This window comes from Azotobacter tropicalis (assembly GCF_059739045.1).
This window is the reverse complement of sequence record NZ_AP046059.1, coordinates 1,014,452-1,031,552: the sequence shown is the minus strand read 5'-3', so window position 1 is coordinate 1,031,552 and position 17,101 is coordinate 1,014,452. Positions and strand designations below refer to the sequence as shown.

17 protein-coding genes and 1 pseudogene are annotated in these 17,101 nt (G+C 70.2%); 6 read left to right on the top strand and 12 right to left on the bottom strand.

The window, feature by feature from the left end; translation table 11 throughout:
* The first annotated feature begins 67 nt into the window (after positions 1-67).
* The 4 genes from Atro_RS04670 (at position 68) to Atro_RS04655 (ending at position 3,812) form a co-directional block, all read left to right on the top strand.
* Positions 68-463 carry a hypothetical protein gene (locus Atro_RS04670; protein WP_497926644.1) on the top strand — a complete coding sequence of 132 codons (396 nt, stop codon included), beginning with the start codon at positions 68-70 and terminating at the stop codon, positions 461-463.
* A 332-nt stretch (positions 464-795) separates the two neighbouring features.
* The gene (ycaC, locus tag Atro_RS04665) at positions 796-1,416 is read left to right on the top strand and encodes an isochorismate family cysteine hydrolase YcaC (RefSeq protein ID WP_497926643.1); all 621 of its coding nucleotides are present in this window, start codon (positions 796-798) and stop codon (positions 1,414-1,416) included.
* A gap of 85 nt (positions 1,417-1,501) precedes the next feature.
* On the top strand, positions 1,502-2,395 hold the full coding sequence (locus tag Atro_RS04660) for a LysR family transcriptional regulator (RefSeq protein ID WP_497926642.1): 894 nt from the start codon (positions 1,502-1,504) through the stop codon (positions 2,393-2,395).
* A 205-nt stretch (positions 2,396-2,600) separates the two neighbouring features.
* Entirely contained in the window at positions 2,601-3,812 is a 1,212-nt protein-coding gene (locus Atro_RS04655; RefSeq protein ID WP_497927606.1) for an MFS transporter, read from the top strand.
* Positions 3,813-3,870: 58 nt separating this feature from the next.
* Here Atro_RS04655 and Atro_RS04650 read toward each other — a convergent pair whose 3' ends face one another.
* A complete protein-coding gene (locus Atro_RS04650) occupies positions 3,871-4,173 on the bottom strand; it encodes an ArsR/SmtB family transcription factor (protein ID WP_090732523.1) in 303 nt (100 codons plus the stop codon).
* 89 nt (positions 4,174-4,262) lie between these two features.
* Between Atro_RS04650 and Atro_RS04645 the strand changes: the two genes are divergently transcribed.
* Positions 4,263-5,357 carry an NADH:flavin oxidoreductase/NADH oxidase gene (locus Atro_RS04645; protein WP_497926641.1) on the top strand — a complete coding sequence of 365 codons (1,095 nt, stop codon included), beginning with the start codon at positions 4,263-4,265 and terminating at the stop codon, positions 5,355-5,357.
* 147 nt (positions 5,358-5,504) lie between these two features.
* Here Atro_RS04645 and Atro_RS04640 read toward each other — a convergent pair whose 3' ends face one another.
* The 10 genes and pseudogenes from Atro_RS04640 to Atro_RS04595 all read right to left on the bottom strand — a co-directional run bounded on the left by Atro_RS04640 (position 5,505) and on the right by Atro_RS04595 (position 15,797).
* Positions 5,505-6,449: an ABC transporter substrate-binding protein gene (locus Atro_RS04640; RefSeq protein WP_497926640.1), complete on the bottom strand. Its 945-nt coding sequence runs from the start codon at positions 6,447-6,449 to the stop codon at positions 5,505-5,507.
* A gap of 9 nt (positions 6,450-6,458) precedes the next feature.
* Positions 6,459-7,442: an ABC transporter substrate-binding protein gene (locus Atro_RS04635; RefSeq protein WP_497926639.1), complete on the bottom strand. Its 984-nt coding sequence runs from the start codon at positions 7,440-7,442 to the stop codon at positions 6,459-6,461.
* Entirely contained in the window at positions 7,439-8,416 is a 978-nt protein-coding gene (locus Atro_RS04630; RefSeq protein ID WP_497926638.1) for an ABC transporter substrate-binding protein, read from the bottom strand. Before Atro_RS04630 ends, Atro_RS04635 begins: the two co-directional genes overlap by 4 nt.
* 16 nt (positions 8,417-8,432) lie before the next feature.
* Positions 8,433-9,206: a class II aldolase/adducin family protein gene (locus tag Atro_RS04625; protein WP_497926637.1), complete on the bottom strand. Its 774-nt coding sequence runs from the start codon at positions 9,204-9,206 to the stop codon at positions 8,433-8,435.
* 14 nt (positions 9,207-9,220) lie between these two features.
* A complete protein-coding gene (locus Atro_RS04620; protein ID WP_497926636.1) occupies positions 9,221-10,192 on the bottom strand; it encodes an ABC transporter substrate-binding protein in 972 nt (323 codons plus the stop codon).
* Positions 10,193-10,202: 10 nt separating this feature from the next.
* Positions 10,203-11,381, bottom strand: coding sequence for an acyl-CoA dehydrogenase family protein (locus tag Atro_RS04615; RefSeq protein WP_497926635.1), 1,179 nt, complete (start codon positions 11,379-11,381; stop codon positions 10,203-10,205).
* The gene (locus tag Atro_RS04610) at positions 11,382-12,707 is read right to left on the bottom strand and encodes an LLM class flavin-dependent oxidoreductase (RefSeq protein ID WP_497926634.1); all 1,326 of its coding nucleotides are present in this window, start codon (positions 12,705-12,707) and stop codon (positions 11,382-11,384) included.
* Positions 12,708-12,861: 154 nt separating this feature from the next.
* Positions 12,862-13,953, bottom strand: coding sequence for an LLM class flavin-dependent oxidoreductase (locus Atro_RS04605; RefSeq protein WP_497926633.1), 1,092 nt, complete (start codon positions 13,951-13,953; stop codon positions 12,862-12,864).
* A gap of 288 nt (positions 13,954-14,241) precedes the next feature.
* Positions 14,242-14,496, bottom strand: coding sequence for a hypothetical protein (locus Atro_RS04600; RefSeq protein ID WP_497926632.1), 255 nt, complete (start codon positions 14,494-14,496; stop codon positions 14,242-14,244).
* A gap of 165 nt (positions 14,497-14,661) precedes the next feature.
* Positions 14,662-15,797 (bottom strand): annotated as a pseudogene (locus Atro_RS04595) (glycerate kinase).
* 87 nt (positions 15,798-15,884) lie between these two features.
* Here Atro_RS04595 and Atro_RS04590 point away from each other — a divergent pair.
* The gene (locus Atro_RS04590; protein ID WP_497926631.1) at positions 15,885-16,088 is read left to right on the top strand and encodes a hypothetical protein; all 204 of its coding nucleotides are present in this window, start codon (positions 15,885-15,887) and stop codon (positions 16,086-16,088) included.
* An 18-nt stretch (positions 16,089-16,106) separates the two neighbouring features.
* Here Atro_RS04590 and Atro_RS04585 read toward each other — a convergent pair whose 3' ends face one another.
* Positions 16,107-17,033: a LysR family transcriptional regulator gene (locus Atro_RS04585; RefSeq protein WP_497926630.1), complete on the bottom strand. Its 927-nt coding sequence runs from the start codon at positions 17,031-17,033 to the stop codon at positions 16,107-16,109.
* Positions 17,034-17,101: the final 68 nt, after the last annotated feature.

Here is a 17,101-nt window from a genome sequence, read left to right as displayed (position 1 = left end):
AGCACAGCGCCCGTTCCGTACGACCGATTCGATCAAAATCGCTGGAATGTTTTCTCGGAGAACTGCCATGAAAAAGCTCGGCACCCTGGCCCTGACCCTCACCCTGCTGGCCGCCGGTAGCGTAAACGCCGCCGAAGTTCTCGAGGAAACCAAGGATCAGACTTCCGGCAAGGCCACCGGCGGCATGACCGGCATGATGATCGGCGCCGTCGGCGGCCCGGTCGGCGCCCTGATCGGTGCCGGCATCGGCGCCCTGTTCGGCGGCGAGGCCCAGGATGCCGCCGGTCTCAGCGACCGCGCCTACAAGGTGCGCACCGCCGAGGGCGACGAGAAAGTGCTGCGCTCGCCGAACAACGCGTTCGCCGTCGGCGACAAGGTCGAGACCCGCGGCAACCGCCTGTACGACGCCGCCGCCCTGGCCGACGACCGCACCTACGGCGGCGCCTACAGCTACCGCGACTGATCCCGTGCACGGCACCGCGTTCCCAGGCCCGGCCCTTGCGCCGGGCCTTTCGTTTCCGGACCCCGCCCGCGGCGCTTTCGCCGTTCCCTGCCGTTTCCGCCTCGTACCGTCCATACCCCTGATCGCCTCTGCGAAGGGCGCGGCCTCCCCGCGGGCTATGCTCGATGGGCGTGCCACGGACCGGCGCAAGGGGTCCTCTCCCCAATTCCGGTTCAGGACAGCGAGAGCCCGCGCCGCACGGCGTAGCGAGGCGGCAGCGCGCCCTTCCGTTCGCCTGGACACCTGCCGGGACCGTAGCCGCACCGTTACTCATCTACCCGAGAGGAACTGCCATGGCTCGCCCATACAACCGACTGGACAAGGACAACGCCGTAGTGCTGCTCGTGGATCATCAGGCCGGCCTTCTGTCGCTGGTGCGCGACTTCACGCCCGACGAGTTCAAGAACAACGTGCTGGCGCTGGCCGACATCGCCCGGTTCTTCCAACTGCCGACCATCCTCACCACCAGCTTCGAGAAAGGCCCCAACGGCCCCCTGGTGCCCGAACTCAAGGCCATGTTCCCGGAGGCGCCGTACATTCCGCGGCCGGGGCAGATCAACGCCTGGGACAACGCCGATTTCGTCGACGCGATCAAGGCCACCGGGCGCCGGCAGCTGATCATCGCCGGGGTGGTGACCGACGTGTGCGTGGCCTTTCCGACCCTGTCCGCGCTGGAGGAGGGCTTCGAGGTGTTCGTCGTGACCGACGCGTCCGGCACCTTCAACCCGGTGGTGCGCGAGGCCGCGCTGAACCGCATGAGCCAGGCCGGCGCGCAGCTGATGAACTGGTTCGCCGTGGGCTGCGAGCTGCACCGCGACTGGCGCAACGACGTCGAGGGGTTCGGCGGGCTGCTCAGCAGCCACCTGCCGGCCTACGCCAACCTGATGCAGAGCTACGCCGCCGGCCAGGGCTGATCCCGGCGCCGGTCTTCTCCGGGCGAAGTCGTGAGACCATAGGGCCCGCCCGGCCTGTATGGCTGCATGGAGTGCGGGAGATCGCGTGGACAAGCTGCTCGCTCTGAAGATGTTCGTCGCCACGGTGGACGCCGGGGGATTTTCCGCGGCCGCCCGCCGGCTGGAAGTCGCGACCTCCACGGTCACGCGGATGGTCGATGCGCTGGAGCAGGAGCTCGGCAGCGTCCTGCTCAACCGCTCGACCCGCCAGGTCACGGTGTCCGAGGCCGGGGCCACCTACTACCTGAGCGCACGGCGCATCCTGGAGGCGCTGGAGGAGGCCGACGCGTCGATCCGCGACCGCGGCGACGAGCCGGCCGGTCCCCTGCGCGTCTCGCTGCCAATGGCCTTCGGCCGTGCGCGCATCTGCCCGCACCTGGGGGAGCTGCTGCGCCGCTATCCCCGACTGGAACTGGACGTCTCCCTGAGCGACGAAATCGTCGATCTGCTGGCCGAGCGGGTGGATCTGTCGATCCGGCTCGGCGCGGCGGCGCCCATGGACGGCGTGGTCAGTCGCCCGCTCGGGCGGTTCCGTCGGCGCGTGGTGGCCAGTGCGGATTACCTGCGGGACCGGGGCGTGCCGGAGCAGCCGATGGATCTGCTCGCGCACGACTGCCTGCGTTTCAATTACGGCAGCGCCCGGCAGGTGTGGACCTTCCAGGCGCAGGACGACGTCGTCCGCGTGCCGGTCCACGGGCGGTTCAGGAGCGACAACGTCGAAGCCCTGCACGCGGTGGCGCGCGCCGGCCTCGGCGTGGCGCTGCTGCCGGACTGGATCGTCGACGAGGACCTGGCGGGCGGCCGGCTGACCAGCCTGTTCGACGCCTTCTCGGTCGATCCCGACAACGCCCATCCGCTGATCAGCGCACTGTATCTGCCCAACCATCGCGGCTCGACGCGGATCGACGCCTTCCTGGCATTCATGGCGCAGATCCTCTGAGGCGCGGGCCATTGCGCCGGACGCAACGCCGCGTTGCGCCGCCGGCGGATTCTCGCGGTTGCCGGCAGCGCCTAAGGTGGCGGCCAGACAACCTACCGTGGAGAACCGTCATGCCCCAGCCAGTCTTTCCTGCCATCCCGCCTGTCCCTTTCCCCCTCGAGCCGTGCCTCGCCCGGCAGGAGTCGCGCACATGAGCCGCCCGGCAATGACCGTCCCCGCGCAGGGCGCCGGGATCATGGGCAGGGGCCTGGTCCTGCTGTTCGCCTTCTGCTGCGGTGTCATCGTGGCGAACATCTACTACGCCCAGCCGATCATCGAGCTGATCGCTCCCGACATCGACCTTTCCGCCGGCGGCGCGAGCCTCATCGTCTCGCTGACCCAGGTCGGCTACGCGCTGGGGCTGTTCTTCCTGGTGCCGCTCGCCGACCTGCTCGAGAACCGCCGGCTGATGCTGGCCACCCTCGCGCTCACCGTCGTCGGCCTGATCGGTGCGGGGCTGAGCGAAGGGCCGGGCGTCCTGCTGGCGACCTCGCTGCTGATCGGTGTCGGCTCGGTGTCGGTGCAGATGCTGATTCCCCTGGCCGCGCACCTGGCGCCCGAGGAAACCCGCGGCCGGGTGGTCGGCGCGATCATGGGCGGGCTGTTGCTGGGCATCCTGCTGGCCCGCCCGGTCTCCAGCCTGATCGCCGACCACTTCCATTGGCGGGCGGTGTTCTTCGGCGCGGCGGCGGCGATGCTGCTCATCGCCCTGGTCGTCGCCACCACGCTGCCCGGTCGCCGGCCCGAGCACCGGGCGAGTTACGCCCAGTTGCTCCGCTCACTCGGGCAACTGTTCCGGCGCGAGCCGGTGCTGCGCCAGCGCGCCCTGTACCAGGGGCTGATGTTCGCCGCGTTCAGCCTGTTCTGGACGGCGGCTCCGCTGGCGCTGTCGCGCGAGTACGGCCTGTCCCAGTCGCAGATCGCGCTCTTCGCCCTGGTCGGCGCGGTCGGGGCGGTCGCCGCGCCCATCGCCGGGCGGCTGGCGGACGCCGGCCATACCCGGTCGATGTCCGCGCTGGCCATGGCGCTCGGTATCTTCAGTTTCCTGCCCGGCGTCGTTCCGCTGCCGCTCGGGGTGGTCGGGCTGGCGATCACCGGGGTCGTCCTCGACTTCGCCGTGCAGATGAACATGGTGCTCGGCCAGCGCGCGGTCTACAGCCTCGATCCGGCCAGCCGCGGGCGCCTCAACGCGCTGTACATGACCAGCATCTTCGTCGGCGGCGCCACCGGCTCCTCGGTGGCCAGCGCACTCTACGAACACGCGGGATGGTTGGGGATCGCGGTATTCGGCAGCGCCCTGTCGCTGGTCGCGCTGTTCGCCTTCGTCCGGGCCGAGATCGCGCCGGGCGCGAAGCGCGGGCTGTGCCGGGCCGATTAGCCGGGAGACGTGTCTCTTGGGCGGGCGGCTTTCATACGGCTTGCCCGCAGGGCGCGCTTCACTCGCGCTGCGACAGGATCGCTTCGAGCAAACCCGGGAAGCGCGCGTTCATCTCCTCGCTGCGCAGCGAGTTGATGTGGGTGGTTCCGACGCTGCGGGTGCAGACCAGGCCCGCATCGCGCAGCACCCGGAAATGGTGGGAAACGCTCGACTTCGGCCGGCCGCCGTCGAGTTCGCTGCAACTGGCCTCGCCCAGGGCGGCGAGGCGCCGGACGATCTCCAGGCGCACCGGATCGCTCAGGGCATAAAGAACGCGCTCGAGGACGAATTCGCTGGCGGCGGGGTGCTTGAAGGGTCGCATGGCGGGATCATACCGGAGGGATTGTCCGTCATCCATTGTTCGAATATTATCGAAATACGGAATTGAATCTCACCGCACGAGGAAGCTCCATGTCCGCTCTGTTCCAGCCGTACACGCTGAAGGATGTCACCCTGCGCAACCGCATCGCCGTTCCGCCCATGTGCGTGTACATGGCCAACGACGGCCTGATCAACGACTGGCACAAGGTGCATTACGCCAGCATTGCCAGAGGCGGGGCGGGGCTGGTGATCGTCGAGGCCACCGCCGTCTCGCCGGAAGGCCGCATCAGCCCCAACTGTCCCGGGATCTGGAACGACCAGCTGGCCCAGGCCTTCGTGCCGGTGGTCCGGGCCATCAAGGCCGAGGGGGCCGTGCCCGGCATCCAGATCGCCCACGCCGGCCGCAAGGCCAGCGCCAACCGCCCCTGGGAAGGCGACGACCACATCGCCGAGGGCGATGCCCGCGGCTGGCAGACCATCGCCCCCTCGGCCATTCCCTTCGGCCACCACCTGCCGAAAGTGCCCAAGGCCATGACCCTGGAGGACATCGCCCGGGTGCGGGACGATTTCGTCGCCGCGGCCTGCCGGGCACGCGATGCCGGCTTCGAGTGGCTGGAGCTGCATTTCGCCCATGGCTACCTGGCCCAGAGCTTCTTCTCCGAGCATTCCAATCAGCGTACCGATGCCTACGGCGGCAGCTTCGACAAGCGCTGCCGCTTCCTGCTGGAAACCCTGGCGGCGGTCCGCGAGGTCTGGCCGGACCATCTGCCGCTGACCGCGCGCTTCGGGGTGATCGAGTTCGACGGCCGGGACGAGCAGACCTTCGCCGAATCCATCGAACTGGCCCGGCGCTTCAAGCAGACCGGCCTGGACCTGCTGAGCGTCAGCATCGGCTTCACCGTCGCGGACACCGACATTCCCTGGGCGTCCGGCTTCATGGGGCCGATCGCCGAGCGGGTGCGCCGCGAGGCGGGCATCCCGGTGGCGTCGGCCTGGGGCTTCGGCACCCCGCAGGTCGCCGAGCGGGCCGTCAAGGAAGGCCAGCTGGACCTCGCCATGATCGGCCGCGCCCACCTGGCCGATCCGCACTGGCCGTATGCCGCGGCCCGCGAGCTGGGCGTCGAGCGTCCGTCCTGGACGCTGCCGGCGTCCTATGCCCACTGGCTGGAGCGCTACCACAACTGAAATCCGCCGGGGTCTGTCGCCGTGTTGGCACAGGCCGCGCCGGGCGCACAGCAGTGTAGTCATGACGAATGCGGGAGCGTCCCGACAAGGGGCGCTCCCGCATGGCTGTCTGCATTCGGAGAGGACCTGCCGGGGGCAGGCGGTGATTCAGGGTTGCAACGCCTCGGCGAAGGACCCGTCGATCACCTCGTCGACCTTGAAGGCTTTGGGCAGGGCGCCGGTCTCCTTGAGGAAGTCGGCGGTCTCCTGGTAGTCGCGGGCGGCCTGCGCGTCCACCGGGGCGACGCTCATGTTGGCCTGGCCGATCCAGTGGCGGGATACCGCCGGGTCGAGATTGGCCTTCTGCGCCCAGAGCTCGGCGTAATCGCTCTTGTGCGCCTCGACCCAGGCGCGCGCCCGCTTGAGGCGGCCGAGGAAGTCGGCGATGGCAGCGCGCTTGGGTTCGATAGAGGCGGCGTTGGCGGCGATGCTGGACAGCCCCGGCATCAGGCCCTTGGCGGTGAGCAGCGGCCGCGCGCCGGAGAAGAGGATCTGCTGGGAAATGTACGGCTCCCACACCGGGAAGGCGTCGATGCTGCCCTGCGGCAGCGCGGCGGCGGCGTCGATCGGCATCAGCTTGACGAACTCCACGTAGTCGCCGGGCAGGCCGGCCTTCTGCAGGGCGCGCAGAGTCAGTTGCTGGCTCCAGGCACCGGGCCAGTAGGCGACCTTTTTGCCCTTGAGGTCCTCGATGGTCTTGGCCGGCGAGTCCTTGGGCACCAGCAGGGCGATGGTGTCCGGGTTCTGCCGGGAAACGCCGATCAGCCTGACCGGTGCGCCCTTGGCGGCGAGGAAGATGAATCCCGAATCGCCGAGAAAGCCGAGGTCCAGCGCCCCGGCGTCCAGGCCTTCGGCCAGCGGCGCGGCGGACTGGAAGTGTTTCCACTCGACCCGATAGGGCGCGCCCTCCAGCGCGCCGGAGGCCTCCAGCGAGGCGCGCACGTTGTAGTAGTTCTGGTCGCCGATGCGCAGCACGCTGTCGGCGGCCTGGCTCAGCGGCGCGGCCAGCAGCAGGGTGGCGAGGCCGTTACGCAGGAATCGCGAAAACTTCATGGGTACTCCTTAGGGTCTGGCCGGCTGCGGCGCCAGGCTCGCCGCCTGCGCGGGCGGGCCGATCCGGAAGCCGTGGTCGAAGGTCGGTGCCACGTCCAGGCGCTTGGGCAGCAGGGCATGGGCCTGGTAGAAGTCGGCGGTCGCCTGCTGCTGGGCGACGGTCGCCGCGTCCAGCGCCTGCCAGCGCAGCTCGCGGCGGGCGAAGGACAGGCGGGCCGCGTCCTCGGGGAAGCCGATGATCCGTGCCAGGGTCCTGGCGTAGTCGTCGAGGTGCGCGTAGGCCCATTGCTGGGCGCCGTTCAGGCGCTGCAGATAGTCCTGCAGGGCCTCGCGGCGGGCCGGATCGGCCAGCGCCCGGTCGGTGGCGGCGAGGTAGCTGTTGCCGGCCCACAGGCCGCGGCCGTCGACCAGCACCCGGCCCTGGCCGCTGCTTTCGGCCAGGGCGGTGTAGGGCTCCCAGGTCGCCCAGACGTCCACCGAGCCGTTGGCCAGGGCGATCTTCGCGTCCACCGGGCCGAGGAAGCGGAACTCCACGTCCCGTTCGCCGAGCCCGGCCTTTTCCAGCGCCTTGAGGGCGACGAAGTGGCCGATCGAGCCGCGCCCGGTGGCGATGCGCTTGCCCTTCAGGTCGGCGGCGGTTTTCAGCGGACTGTCCTGGGGCACCAGCAGCGCGGTGCCGTAGGGGTTGGACTTGTTCACCGCGATGGCCTTGACCTGGGCGCCGGCGGCCAGGCTGAACAGCAGCGGCGCGTCGCCGATGATCCCGGCGTCCACCGCGCCGGCGTTGAGGGCTTCGGCCAGTGGCGCGGCGGCGGGGAACTCCGACCACTGGATGACGTAGGGCAGATCCTTCAGCGCGTCGGCCGCCTCCAGCTGGGCGCGCATGTTGCCCTTCTGGTCGGCGATGCGCAGGGTCAGCGGTTCGGCGGCCCGGGCCAGGGTGCCGTGCAGGAGGAGGGCCGCCAGCGCGGCGAGCAGAACGGGACGTTTCATGGGCGAACTTCCTCGGTGAACAGACTGGTGTCGGCGAGGGCGCGGACATCGACGGGCTTGGGCAGGACCTTCTCCTCGTGGAACAGGTCGGCCACCTTCTGCACGGTATCGAGATCCGCGGCGCTGACCGGACGCAGGCCCTTCGAGCTGCGGCCGGCGATCAGGGCGGCGGTTTCCGGGGGCAGGCGGGTGAGTTCGGCGTAGACCCTGGCGTATTCCTGCGGATGGTCGATGGCCCACTGCCGGGCCTTGGCGAAGCGCCGCACCACGTCCGCGATCGCCGCGCGCTTGGCCGGGTCGGCGAGGGACGACTCGGTGGCGGTGACGAACGACAGCGCCGTGGTCAGACCCTCGCCGTTGCGCAGCAGGCGGGCGCCGTGGCGCTCGGCGGTGCCCAGGTAGGGGTCGAAGACCGCCCAGGACTCGATCTGCCCGCTGTCGAAGGCCGCGCTGGCGTCGGTCGGCAGCACGAACTTGATGGTCACGTCGTCCCGTTTGAGGCCGGCTTCCTCCAGCGCCGCATAGAGCAGGTGCTGGGAGATGCTGCCCCGCGCGGAGGACACCACCACGCTGCGGCCCTTCAGGTCGGCCACCCGCTGCAGCGGCGAGTCGGCCTGGACCAGCAGGCCGTTGGAAGCGCCGTGGCCGACGTTGGTGGCGACGATCTTCAGGGGCACGCCGCCGGCCGCCGCGGCCAGCACCGGCAGGTCGCCGGCGTAGGAGGTGTCGACCGCGCCGGCACGCTGGGCCTCGAACAGCGGCGCGGCGCCCTGGAAGTTGGCCCAGCGGTAGGCATAGGGCGCATCCTCGAGCACGCCGGCGGCCTCGACCAGGGAGCGCAGGTTGCGCACCTGGTCGCCGAGCACCAGGGTCACCTGGCTGAGGTCGACGGGTTCGGCGGCTTGCGCGGCATGGCCGAAGAACAGCAGGGCCGCTGCGGCCAGCGCTCCGCGAAAAGGCTTGTTCGGGATCATCGCTGCGCTGCCCCCGTCATTGCCGGAAGCCCGGATCGTCGCGTTCCAGCTGGCGCAGGTAGGCGTCCCAGTGGGATTGCGGGCGGTTCTGGGCGATGGCGAGGTCGAACCCGCGCGCGGCCTTTTCCGCCACCGCCTCGGAGGGGACGCGCAGCGCCGCGCCGCCGGACTGTGCGGCCAGCTGGGCGGCGCAGGCGCGCTCCAGGAAATAGAGGTTGTAGAAGGCTTCCTCGATGGTCCGGCCGCTGGTGAGCAGGCCGTGGTTGCGCAGGATCAGCGCGTCGTGCTCGCCGAGGTCGGCGATCAGCCGCTGCTGCTCGTCCAGGTCCAGGGCGATGCCTTCGTACTCGTGGTAGGCCAGGCGCTTGTAGAAGCGCATGGCGTGCTGGGAAATCATCAGCAGGCCGTCCCGCTGCGCCGACACGCCGATGCCGGCCGTGGTGTGGGTGTGCAGCACCGCATGGGTGTGCTCGCGGGCGCCGTGGATGGCGCTGTGGATCACGTAGCCAGCGCGGTTGATGCCAAGGCCCGTGGGGTCGTCGAGCAGGGTGCCGTCGATGTCCACCTTGACCAGGCTGGAGGCGGTGATCTCGTCGAAGGCCAGGCCGTAGGGGTTGATCAGGAAGTGCCGGTCCGGCCCCGGCACCCGCACCGAGAAATGGGTGTAGATGTGGTCGGTCCAGCGCAGCCGGGCGGCCAGGCGGTAGGCGGCGGCCAGCTTGACGCGGGCCTCCCATTCGGCGGCGCTGACGCGCTCCTTGACCGGGACGATCTGGGTGATGGCGTTCATGAGGGGAAATCTCCTTAACGGGCCGCCTGGGCGGTCGGCGACTGCAGGTAACGGTTGAAAGAGGCGTCGAACAGGCTGCCGGCCGGGTAGTTCTTGATCAGGCCGATCCGGCTGAAGAAGTCCACGGTCCTCTGGGCCTCGGCGACCGCCCGGTCGTCGATCGGCCGCACGCGGATGGCCGCGGCGGAGAACCAGCGGCGGGCGATGTCGCGCTCGGCGCGGGTCAGTTCGGCCCAAGTGTCGGCGTATTTCTCGCTGTTGGCCGGGTCCTGGCGGACCCACTCGCGGGCCTGCTGCAGGCGGCGCAGGAAGTCGCCGAGCAATTCGCGCTTTTCAGCGATGGACTTGTCGGTGGCGACAACGAAGCTCTGCGCCGGGATCAGGCCCTCGGCGGTGGTCAGGACGCGCGCGCCGTTGCGCAGCTGCTGGGTGACGTAGGGCTCCCAGGTGGCGATCACGTCCACCGCGCCGCCCTCCAGGGCGTGGGAGGCGTCCAGGGCGCCGAGGTAGCGCAGCTGCACCTCGTCGGGGGAGACCCCGGCCTGCTCCAGGGCGGTGAACAGCAGCTGCTGGCTCCAGGAGCCCTTCCAGATCGCCGCGTTCTTGCCGCGCAGGTCCGTCAGGCTGCGGATCGGCGAGTCCTTGCGGACCAGCACGGCCACCCCGTCGAGATTCTGGGTGCTGACGCCGATCACCTTGATCGGCGCGCCCAGCGCACCGAGGAACAGCGGCGGCGCGTCGCCCAACAGGCCCACGTCGAGGCTGCCGGTGTTCAGCGCCTCGGCCACTGGCGAGCCGGCGGTGAACTGCTTCCACTCCAGGCTGTAGGGCAGGTCGGCGAGCACCCCGGCGGCCTCCATGACCGTGCGGTTGTTGAAGCTCTGGTCGCCGACCACCAGGGTGGCGGCGAGGGCCTGGGCGCCGGCGAGCAGGGAGCTGCCGAGCAGCGCGGCGCCGAGCAGGCGCTTGAGTCCTTTTCCAGTCATGGTCCGTTCCTCAGGTGTAGGCCCGCACCGGCGGGTACTGGCCGTTCAGGGCGTATTCGCCGACTTCCAGCAGCTTGTGGGCGAGCGGGTCGTGCAGGCTGTGGGTGCGCGTGTCGCGCCAGAAGCGGTCGAAGGCGTAGCGGTTGTGGGTGGCGCGCGCGCCCATCACCTCGAACACCCGGCTGGTGACGTCGAGCGCGGTGCGCGCGGCGAGCACCTTGGCGCCGGCCACCTCGACGGCGGCCTCGCCGCGCAGCTCGGCGGTGAAGGCCTCGTCCGCGGCGAGCAGTTCGTCGACCTTGAGCGCGGCGCGGTCGGCCAGGGCGATGGCGCCCTGCAAGGCGATCCACAGCTCGCCGAACTGGCTGACCAGCAGCGGGTCCTGATGGGCCTTGGCGACCCCGGCGTGCAGCCAGGCGCGGCCTTCGCGGTGCACGTAGGCACGCGCCGCACGCAGCGCGCCGAGGGCGCTGCCGAGGTAGAACTGGGTGAAGGCGGACTGGTTGACCGGGGTGCGGATCACCGCGGAGAAGTCGTCGCCGTCCTCCAGGTCGTTGGCGATGACTTCGCCGGGCTCGGCGCGCACCTCGCTCAAGACGAAACTGCCGCTGTCGCTGCGCTCCACGCCGAAGTGGTCCCAGTCGTCGGCGTAGTGCAGGCCGGGACGGTCGGCGGGGATCAGCGCCATCAGCCGCCGGCCGTCGCGGGCATGCCGCGCGCTGACGCTGAGCAGGTCGGCGAAGGCCGCGCCGCTGCAGAAGCCCTTGCGGCCGTCTAGGCGGAAACCCTCGCCGTCCGGGGTGGCGAGGATATCGTCGTCGCGCGGGTTGACCACCCCGGCCAGCCACAGCCGGCGTTCGGCGATCTCCGCCAGCAGCCGGTCGCGGCGCGGCTGCGGCTCGCGGCGCAGGTTGACCAGGTTGAGCTGGTGGTAGCCGTAGAGCATGCCGACCGAACCGTCGCCGGCGGCCAGTTCGCGGATGGTACGGACGATCAGCGACCAGCGCTGGCCGGCGCCGCCCAGCTCGCGGGGGATCGCCAGGTTGGTCAGGCCGCTGTCCTTGAGGCGCCGCAGCTGGGCGTCGGGGCGTTCGCGGGTGCGGGTGCGGCGGGCGATGTCGCGGGTGAATTCCTCGCCGATCTCGCGGGCCAGCGCCAGCCAGTCTTCGGGAGTGGATGGGGTGCCCATTCAGTCCTCCAGGGGGCCGAGGCCAAGGTGTTCGCGCAGGGTCGCGCCCTCGTAGGCGCGGCGGTAGAGACCCAGGCGCTGCAGGTGCGGCACCACGCTCTCGGCGAATTCGGCGAAGGAGCCCGGCAGGTAGCCGGGGGAGATCACGAAGCCGTCGCAGCCGCCGGCGTTGAAGATCTCCGCCAACTGCTCGGCGATCTGCACGCCGGTGCCGACCAGCTGCGGCACGCGCACGCTGCTGGCGAAGCTTTGCGCGAGTTCGCCGAGACTCAGCGCGGCGCCCAGCGAGCGCAGCTTCTCGGCCACCGCCGGCGGCGTCCCGGGCTGTGCGGCGATCGCTTCCAGGCGGGTATCCAGGGGGAAGGTGGAGAAATCGAAGTTGAGCTGCGCAGCCAGGGTCGCCAGTCCGATCTCCGGACGCGCCAGGGCGTTGTGGCGGTCGCGTTTGGCGCGCGCCTCGGCCTCGCTGCCGCCGATGAAGGGCATCACCGCGGTGAGTACCTTGCACTGGTCCGCCGCCCGGCCCTGGGCGATCACCTGCCGGCGCACGTCGTCGCGGAAGGCGCGCATGGCTGGCAGGTTGCCATGGATGCTGAAGATCGCCTCGGCCCAGCGCGCGCCGAAACGCCGGCCGCGGCCGCTGGAGCCGGCCTGGATCAGCAGCGGGCGGCCCTGCGGGCTGCGCGGGATGTTCAGCGGGCCTTCGACCTTGAACCATTCGCCCTGGTGGGCGACGTCGCGGACTCCGGCCGGGTCGGCGAGGATGCCCCGTTCGCGGTCGAGCTTGAGCGCGCCCGGCGCCCAGCTGCTCCACAGCTTCAGAGCGACCTCGACGAACTCGTCGGCGCGGTCGTAGCGCAGGTCGTGCTCCAGATGGCGGTCCTTGCCGAACAGCCGGCCCTCGCTGTCGTTCATCGAGGTGACGATGTTCCAGGCGGCGCGTCCGCGCGACAGGTGGTCGAGGGTGGCCAGCGAGCGCGCCACGTGGGCCGGCTCGTAGTAGGTGGTGGAGCGGGTGACGCCGAGGCCGAGCCGGCGCGTCTGGCCGACTAAGTAGGAGAGGATTGGCAGCGGGTCGAGGCGGGTGGCGTCCTGGGCGCCGTAGCGCAGCGCCAGCTCGCGGGAGCCGCCCAGCTGGTCGCCGATGGCGAAGCGGTCGGCGAAGAACAGCAGGTCGAACAGGCCTTCCTCCAGCACCCGGGCGCTGCGCGCGTAGTACTCCGGGTCGAGGTAATCGCCGAGGGTGTCCGGGTGGCGCCAGACGGCATGGCTGTGGACGACGGGGCCGGCGAGCAGGAAGCCGGCCAGGTGGATCTGGCGGCTCATCGGTCGGTCTCGCGGTCGGGCAGGGGTTGGGGCTGGGGCTGGGGAGGGAGGCTCGCCGGGGCGAGCAGCGGGTCGGTCATGAAGCGGTCTCCACGAAAGGGTGTGGAGCGCTCCGCTGGTGCGGTCGCGCCGGAGGGTGCGGCGGGAAGGGGGCTCAGGCGCGGCGGGCGCTGTTTTGCAGGTCGCGTTCGGCCGCCTTGGCGCGGATCAGCGGGATCAGCTCGCGGCCGTAGTCGACGGCGTCGTTGAGCGGGTCGAAGCCGCGGATCAGGATGTTGCGGATGCCCAGGTCGTAGTAGTCGATCAGGGCGTCGGCGACCTGCTCGGGGGTGCCGACCAGCGCGGTGGAGTTGTGGCCGCCGCCGACCAGCCCGGCGATGCCGGTCCACAGGCGCTTGTCGACCCGCTCGCCCTGGGCCACGGTGGCGCGCAGGCGCTGGGCGCCGATGCTTTCCGGCTTGAGGGAGAGCTCCGGGCGGGCCACTTCGTGGCGCGCGCGGGCACGGCTCAGGATGACCTCGGCCTTGGCCCAGGCGGCGTCCTCGGTGGCGGCGACGATCGGCCGGAAGGACACGCTGAACTCGATGTGGCGGCCGTGTTTGGCGGCTTCGGCGCGCACCCGCTCGACCAGCTCGCGGGTCTGCTGCAGGGATTCGCCCCACAGCATGTAGACGTCGGCGTGCTTGCCGGCGACGCGGATCGCCGCCTCCGAGGCGCCGCTGAAATACACCGGCAGGTGCGGCTTCTGCTCGCTCTTGACCGCCGAGAAGGCCTGCTCGACCTGATAGAACTCGCCCTGGTGGTCGAACGGCTGCTCGGCAGTCCAGGTCTTGCGCACCACCTCGAGGAACTCGTCGGTGCGCGCATAGCGCTGGTCGTGGCCGAGGAAGTCGCCGTCCTTGCGCTGCTCGGTGTCGCTGCCGCCGCTGATCACGTTCAGCGCCAGGCGGCCGTCGAGCAGCTGATCGAGGGTGGCCAGCTTGCGCGCGGCCAGGGTCGGCGCGACGAAGCCCGGACGGTGCGCGAGCAAGAGGCCGATGCGGCTGGTGGACAGGCCGGCCAGGGCGGTGACCAGGAAGCCGTCGGGCTGATCGGACCAGTAGCCGACCAGGATGCGGTCGAAGCCGGCGTTCTCGTGCGCCTGGGCGAAGTTGCGGATGTAGTTCTTGTCGAACACCGGCCCCACCGGGGCGATGGTTTCCGAGGAAAGTCGATGGCCGATCATGCCGAGAATCTGAACACTCATGTGCCGGGCTCCTGCCTGTGCGAGGGTTGGAAGGGACAAGGGCCTGTTCGTCTCTTATAAGAAAAGGATCTTGTCCGGCTGGTTGCTTAGAAGGCTACAGAGCGTGTTTAAATGATGGAAATTCATTTTTTGCATATTCTAATATGCTAAAAGTGAATTTATCGGCGGGCAGGATGAGGTCGTTTTCAGCATCCACCGTTGGGATTGGGGTGTGGTCTGTCCGAGTTGGAGCGGGTGCAGGCCCGACCGTTGCCGCGACGACGACGCCAGCCGAGCCGGAGTTCCCCCTCAGCGGGGCGCGCTTCCCGACTCGGCCTCGTTCGTCCCGGCTCCAGCCGGTGCCGTCGCCGGCGGCGGTACGAGGCTGCCGGCGAGGATCATGGTCACCAGCACGGCGATGCAGCCCCAGACCAGCACCGACAGGCGCTTGGGAACTGCGCCGGTCTTGCGGTTGCGCAATAGCGACGGGGCGACCACGCCCGCGATGGTGGCCAGCGCCAGCACCAGTGCAAGAACGCTGAGAATTCCGGCCGTTACAGGCATTTGCTTTTTTCTCCCGTTTCGAAAAGGGGTGAGCGTCCCGGCCCGCGAAGGCGTCGACCGACCGGGGCCGAGGCTGCTCGGAGCGGCCGGGGTGGCCGCCGTCTTCGAAACTGTACCGTCATCCGTCCGGACACGTCTTCGGAATCTGCGGGGGCCGGCGTGGCCTCAGCCGCGCGCCAGGCGCCAGAGCCGGGCGATGTCGGCGGCGCGCCGGCGCAGCAGGACCGGGGCGTCGGCGAGGGCGGCGGCCAGGCTGATCGGTCCCGGCGCCAGGCTGAAGGCGGCGTCGATACCGTGGCCGTAGAGGCGCTCGTAGCCCTCGCCGAGCGTGCCGGCCAGGGCGACGACCGGCACGCCGTGGCGCTTGGCGATGCCCGCCACGCCCATCGGCGTCTTGCCGTGCAGGGTCTGCTCGTCGAGCCGGCCCTCGCCGGTGATCACCAGGTCGGCGCCGATTACGGCCTGCTCCAGGCCGCCGACCTCGGCGACCAGCTCGATGCCCGGACGGAAGGCCGCGCCGAGGAAGGTCCGCGCCGCGAAGCCGATGCCGCCGGCCGCACCGCTGCCGGGGCCTCCCGCGCATCGCGGCCCAGGGTCGCCGCGCAGACATCGGCGAAGCGGGCGAGGGCGGCGTCGAGCTGGCGCACCTGCTCCGGCGTCGCGCCCTTTTGCGGACCGAACACATGAGAGGCGCCGCGCGGCCCGCACAGCGGGTTGTCGACGTCGCAGGCGACCTCGAAATCCACCTGCGCCAGGCGCGCATCGAGGCCCGTCAGGTCGATCCGCTGCAGCTGCGCCAGCGCCGCGCCGCCGGGCGGCAGCGGGCAACCCTCGGCATCCTCGAAGCGCGCGCCGAGGGCACGCAGCATGCCGCTGCCGGCGTCGTTGGTGGCGCTGCCGCCGAAGCCCAGGACGATCCGCCCGGCGCCGGCCTCCAGCGCCGCGAGAATCAGCTCGCCGGTGCCGTAGGTACAGCTGCGCAGGGCATCGCGGCGGTTTGCCGGCACCAAGTGCAAGCCGCTGGCCGCGGCCATCTCGATCACCGCGCTGCGGCTCTCGGCGATCCAGCCCCAGTGCGCCGTCACCGGCTCGCCGAGCGGGCCGCGCACCAGGGTTTCGCGCCGCTCGCCGCCGACCGCGGCGATCACCGCCTCCACCGTGCCCTCGCCGCCGTCGGCCATCGGCCGGCAGAGCAGCTCGGCCTGCGGCCAGACCTCGCCGAGCCCGGCGGCGATGGCCGCAGCCACTTCGGCGGCCGACAGGCTTTCCTTGAACGAATCGGGAGCGATGACGATCTTCATGGCGAACCTTCTGTTCTTGTCCTGGAGTATTGGAATGCGCGCAGGCGCCGGGCCTGGTTCCCGGCGCCCGGTCTGCCGATTGCCAAGGTGACAGATCGCGGGACGGCTGTCGCCGGGGCAGACGTCCGCTCCTCGCTCAGCGCCACGGCGATGGCCTTGCCGAGCGCCTTGGTGCTGCCCGTGCCGCCGAGGTCGCGGGTCAGCGGCGCCTGCTGCAGTCCCTGGGCCTGCACCTTCTCGATGGCGGTCAGCCTCGCCGCGGCACTGGCCGAGCGCTTCCCGGACGTCTGAGGCCGGGCGGGCCGCCGCTCACTGCCAGGGCGCGCGACTGTCGCTCTGCCCGTCGACGCCGCGCTGGAAGACCTCGCGCAGGTGATCGACGAAGAAGGACACCTTGGCGGACAGGTTGAGGCGTTCGAGATAGACGGCGTAGATGTCCGCCGGCGGGGTTTCGTAGTCCGCCAGCACTTCCTCCAGCCGCCCGCTGCGCAGGTACTTGGCGAGGTCCCACTCGGCGCGCATGAGGATGCCGTGGCCCTCCAGCGCCCAGTTCAGCGCGACTTCCCCTTCGTTGGTGCTGAGGCTGCCGCGCACCTTGATCGATTCGCTCTGCTTGCCGCGGCTCAGCCGCCAGACGCCGAAGGCCGCATCGTTCTGGCGCAGCACGATGCAGTTGTGGCGCATCAGGTCCTTGGGGGTTTCCGGGCGGCCGCAGGCCTGCAGATAGACGGGGGAGGCGCACAGCAGGCGGCGGTTCGCGGCGATCTTGCGGGCAATCAGGCGCGAGTCGGGCAGCTCGCCGAAGCGGATGGCGACGTCGATCGCATCGTTCGGCAGGTTGATCGGGCGATCCGTCAGCTGCAGCTGCACCTCCACGTCCGGGTAGCGCTTGACGAACGAGGAGATCGCCGGGCCGACGTAGGCGCGGCCGAAGCCGAGCGGGGCATTGACGCGCAGCAGGCCCTTGGGGGCGGCCCGGCTGCTCGACACCTGGCGCTCCATTTCCTCGATCTCGCCGAGAATCCGCTGGGCGTTGAGCAGATAGAGCTCGCCTTCGCCGGTGAGGCTGATGCTGCGCGTGGTCCTGTTGAGCAGACGCACGCCGAGCCGCTGCTCCAGGTGCGCCAGCCGCTTCGAAACCGCCGGCGGCGTCAGGTTCAGCTCGCGCGCGGTGGCCGCGAGGCTGCCCGACCTGATCAGCTGGATGAAAAAAGCCAGTTCCGATACCTGGTTCATCATTAACCTGTAGAAAACAATGAATTAACTTTCATTGGATTATATCACTTTAAAAAATCAGTACCCTT

Coding starts and splice junctions, on each gene's coding strand:
- Atro_RS04620 (WP_497926636.1), bottom strand. CDS start 10,192: ATGACTGGAAAAGGACTCAAGCGCCTGCTCGGCGCCGCGCTGCTCGGC.
- Atro_RS04645 (WP_497926641.1), top strand. CDS start 4,263: ATGTCCGCTCTGTTCCAGCCGTACACGCTGAAGGATGTCACCCTGCGC.
- ycaC (WP_497926643.1), top strand. CDS start 796: ATGGCTCGCCCATACAACCGACTGGACAAGGACAACGCCGTAGTGCTG.
- Atro_RS04630 (WP_497926638.1), bottom strand. CDS start 8,416: ATGATCCCGAACAAGCCTTTTCGCGGAGCGCTGGCCGCAGCGGCCCTG.
- Atro_RS04635 (WP_497926639.1), bottom strand. CDS start 7,442: ATGAAACGTCCCGTTCTGCTCGCCGCGCTGGCGGCCCTCCTCCTGCAC.
- Atro_RS04625 (WP_497926637.1), bottom strand. CDS start 9,206: ATGAACGCCATCACCCAGATCGTCCCGGTCAAGGAGCGCGTCAGCGCC.
- Atro_RS04670 (WP_497926644.1), top strand. CDS start 68: ATGAAAAAGCTCGGCACCCTGGCCCTGACCCTCACCCTGCTGGCCGCC.
- Atro_RS04655 (WP_497927606.1), top strand. CDS start 2,601: ATGACCGTCCCCGCGCAGGGCGCCGGGATCATGGGCAGGGGCCTGGTC.
- Atro_RS04615 (WP_497926635.1), bottom strand. CDS start 11,381: ATGGGCACCCCATCCACTCCCGAAGACTGGCTGGCGCTGGCCCGCGAG.
- Atro_RS04585 (WP_497926630.1), bottom strand. CDS start 17,033: ATGAACCAGGTATCGGAACTGGCTTTTTTCATCCAGCTGATCAGGTCG.
- Atro_RS04650 (WP_090732523.1), bottom strand. CDS start 4,173: ATGCGACCCTTCAAGCACCCCGCCGCCAGCGAATTCGTCCTCGAGCGC.
- Atro_RS04610 (WP_497926634.1), bottom strand. CDS start 12,707: ATGAGCCGCCAGATCCACCTGGCCGGCTTCCTGCTCGCCGGCCCCGTC.
- Atro_RS04600 (WP_497926632.1), bottom strand. CDS start 14,496: ATGCCTGTAACGGCCGGAATTCTCAGCGTTCTTGCACTGGTGCTGGCG.
- Atro_RS04640 (WP_497926640.1), bottom strand. CDS start 6,449: ATGAAGTTTTCGCGATTCCTGCGTAACGGCCTCGCCACCCTGCTGCTG.
- Atro_RS04605 (WP_497926633.1), bottom strand. CDS start 13,953: ATGAGTGTTCAGATTCTCGGCATGATCGGCCATCGACTTTCCTCGGAA.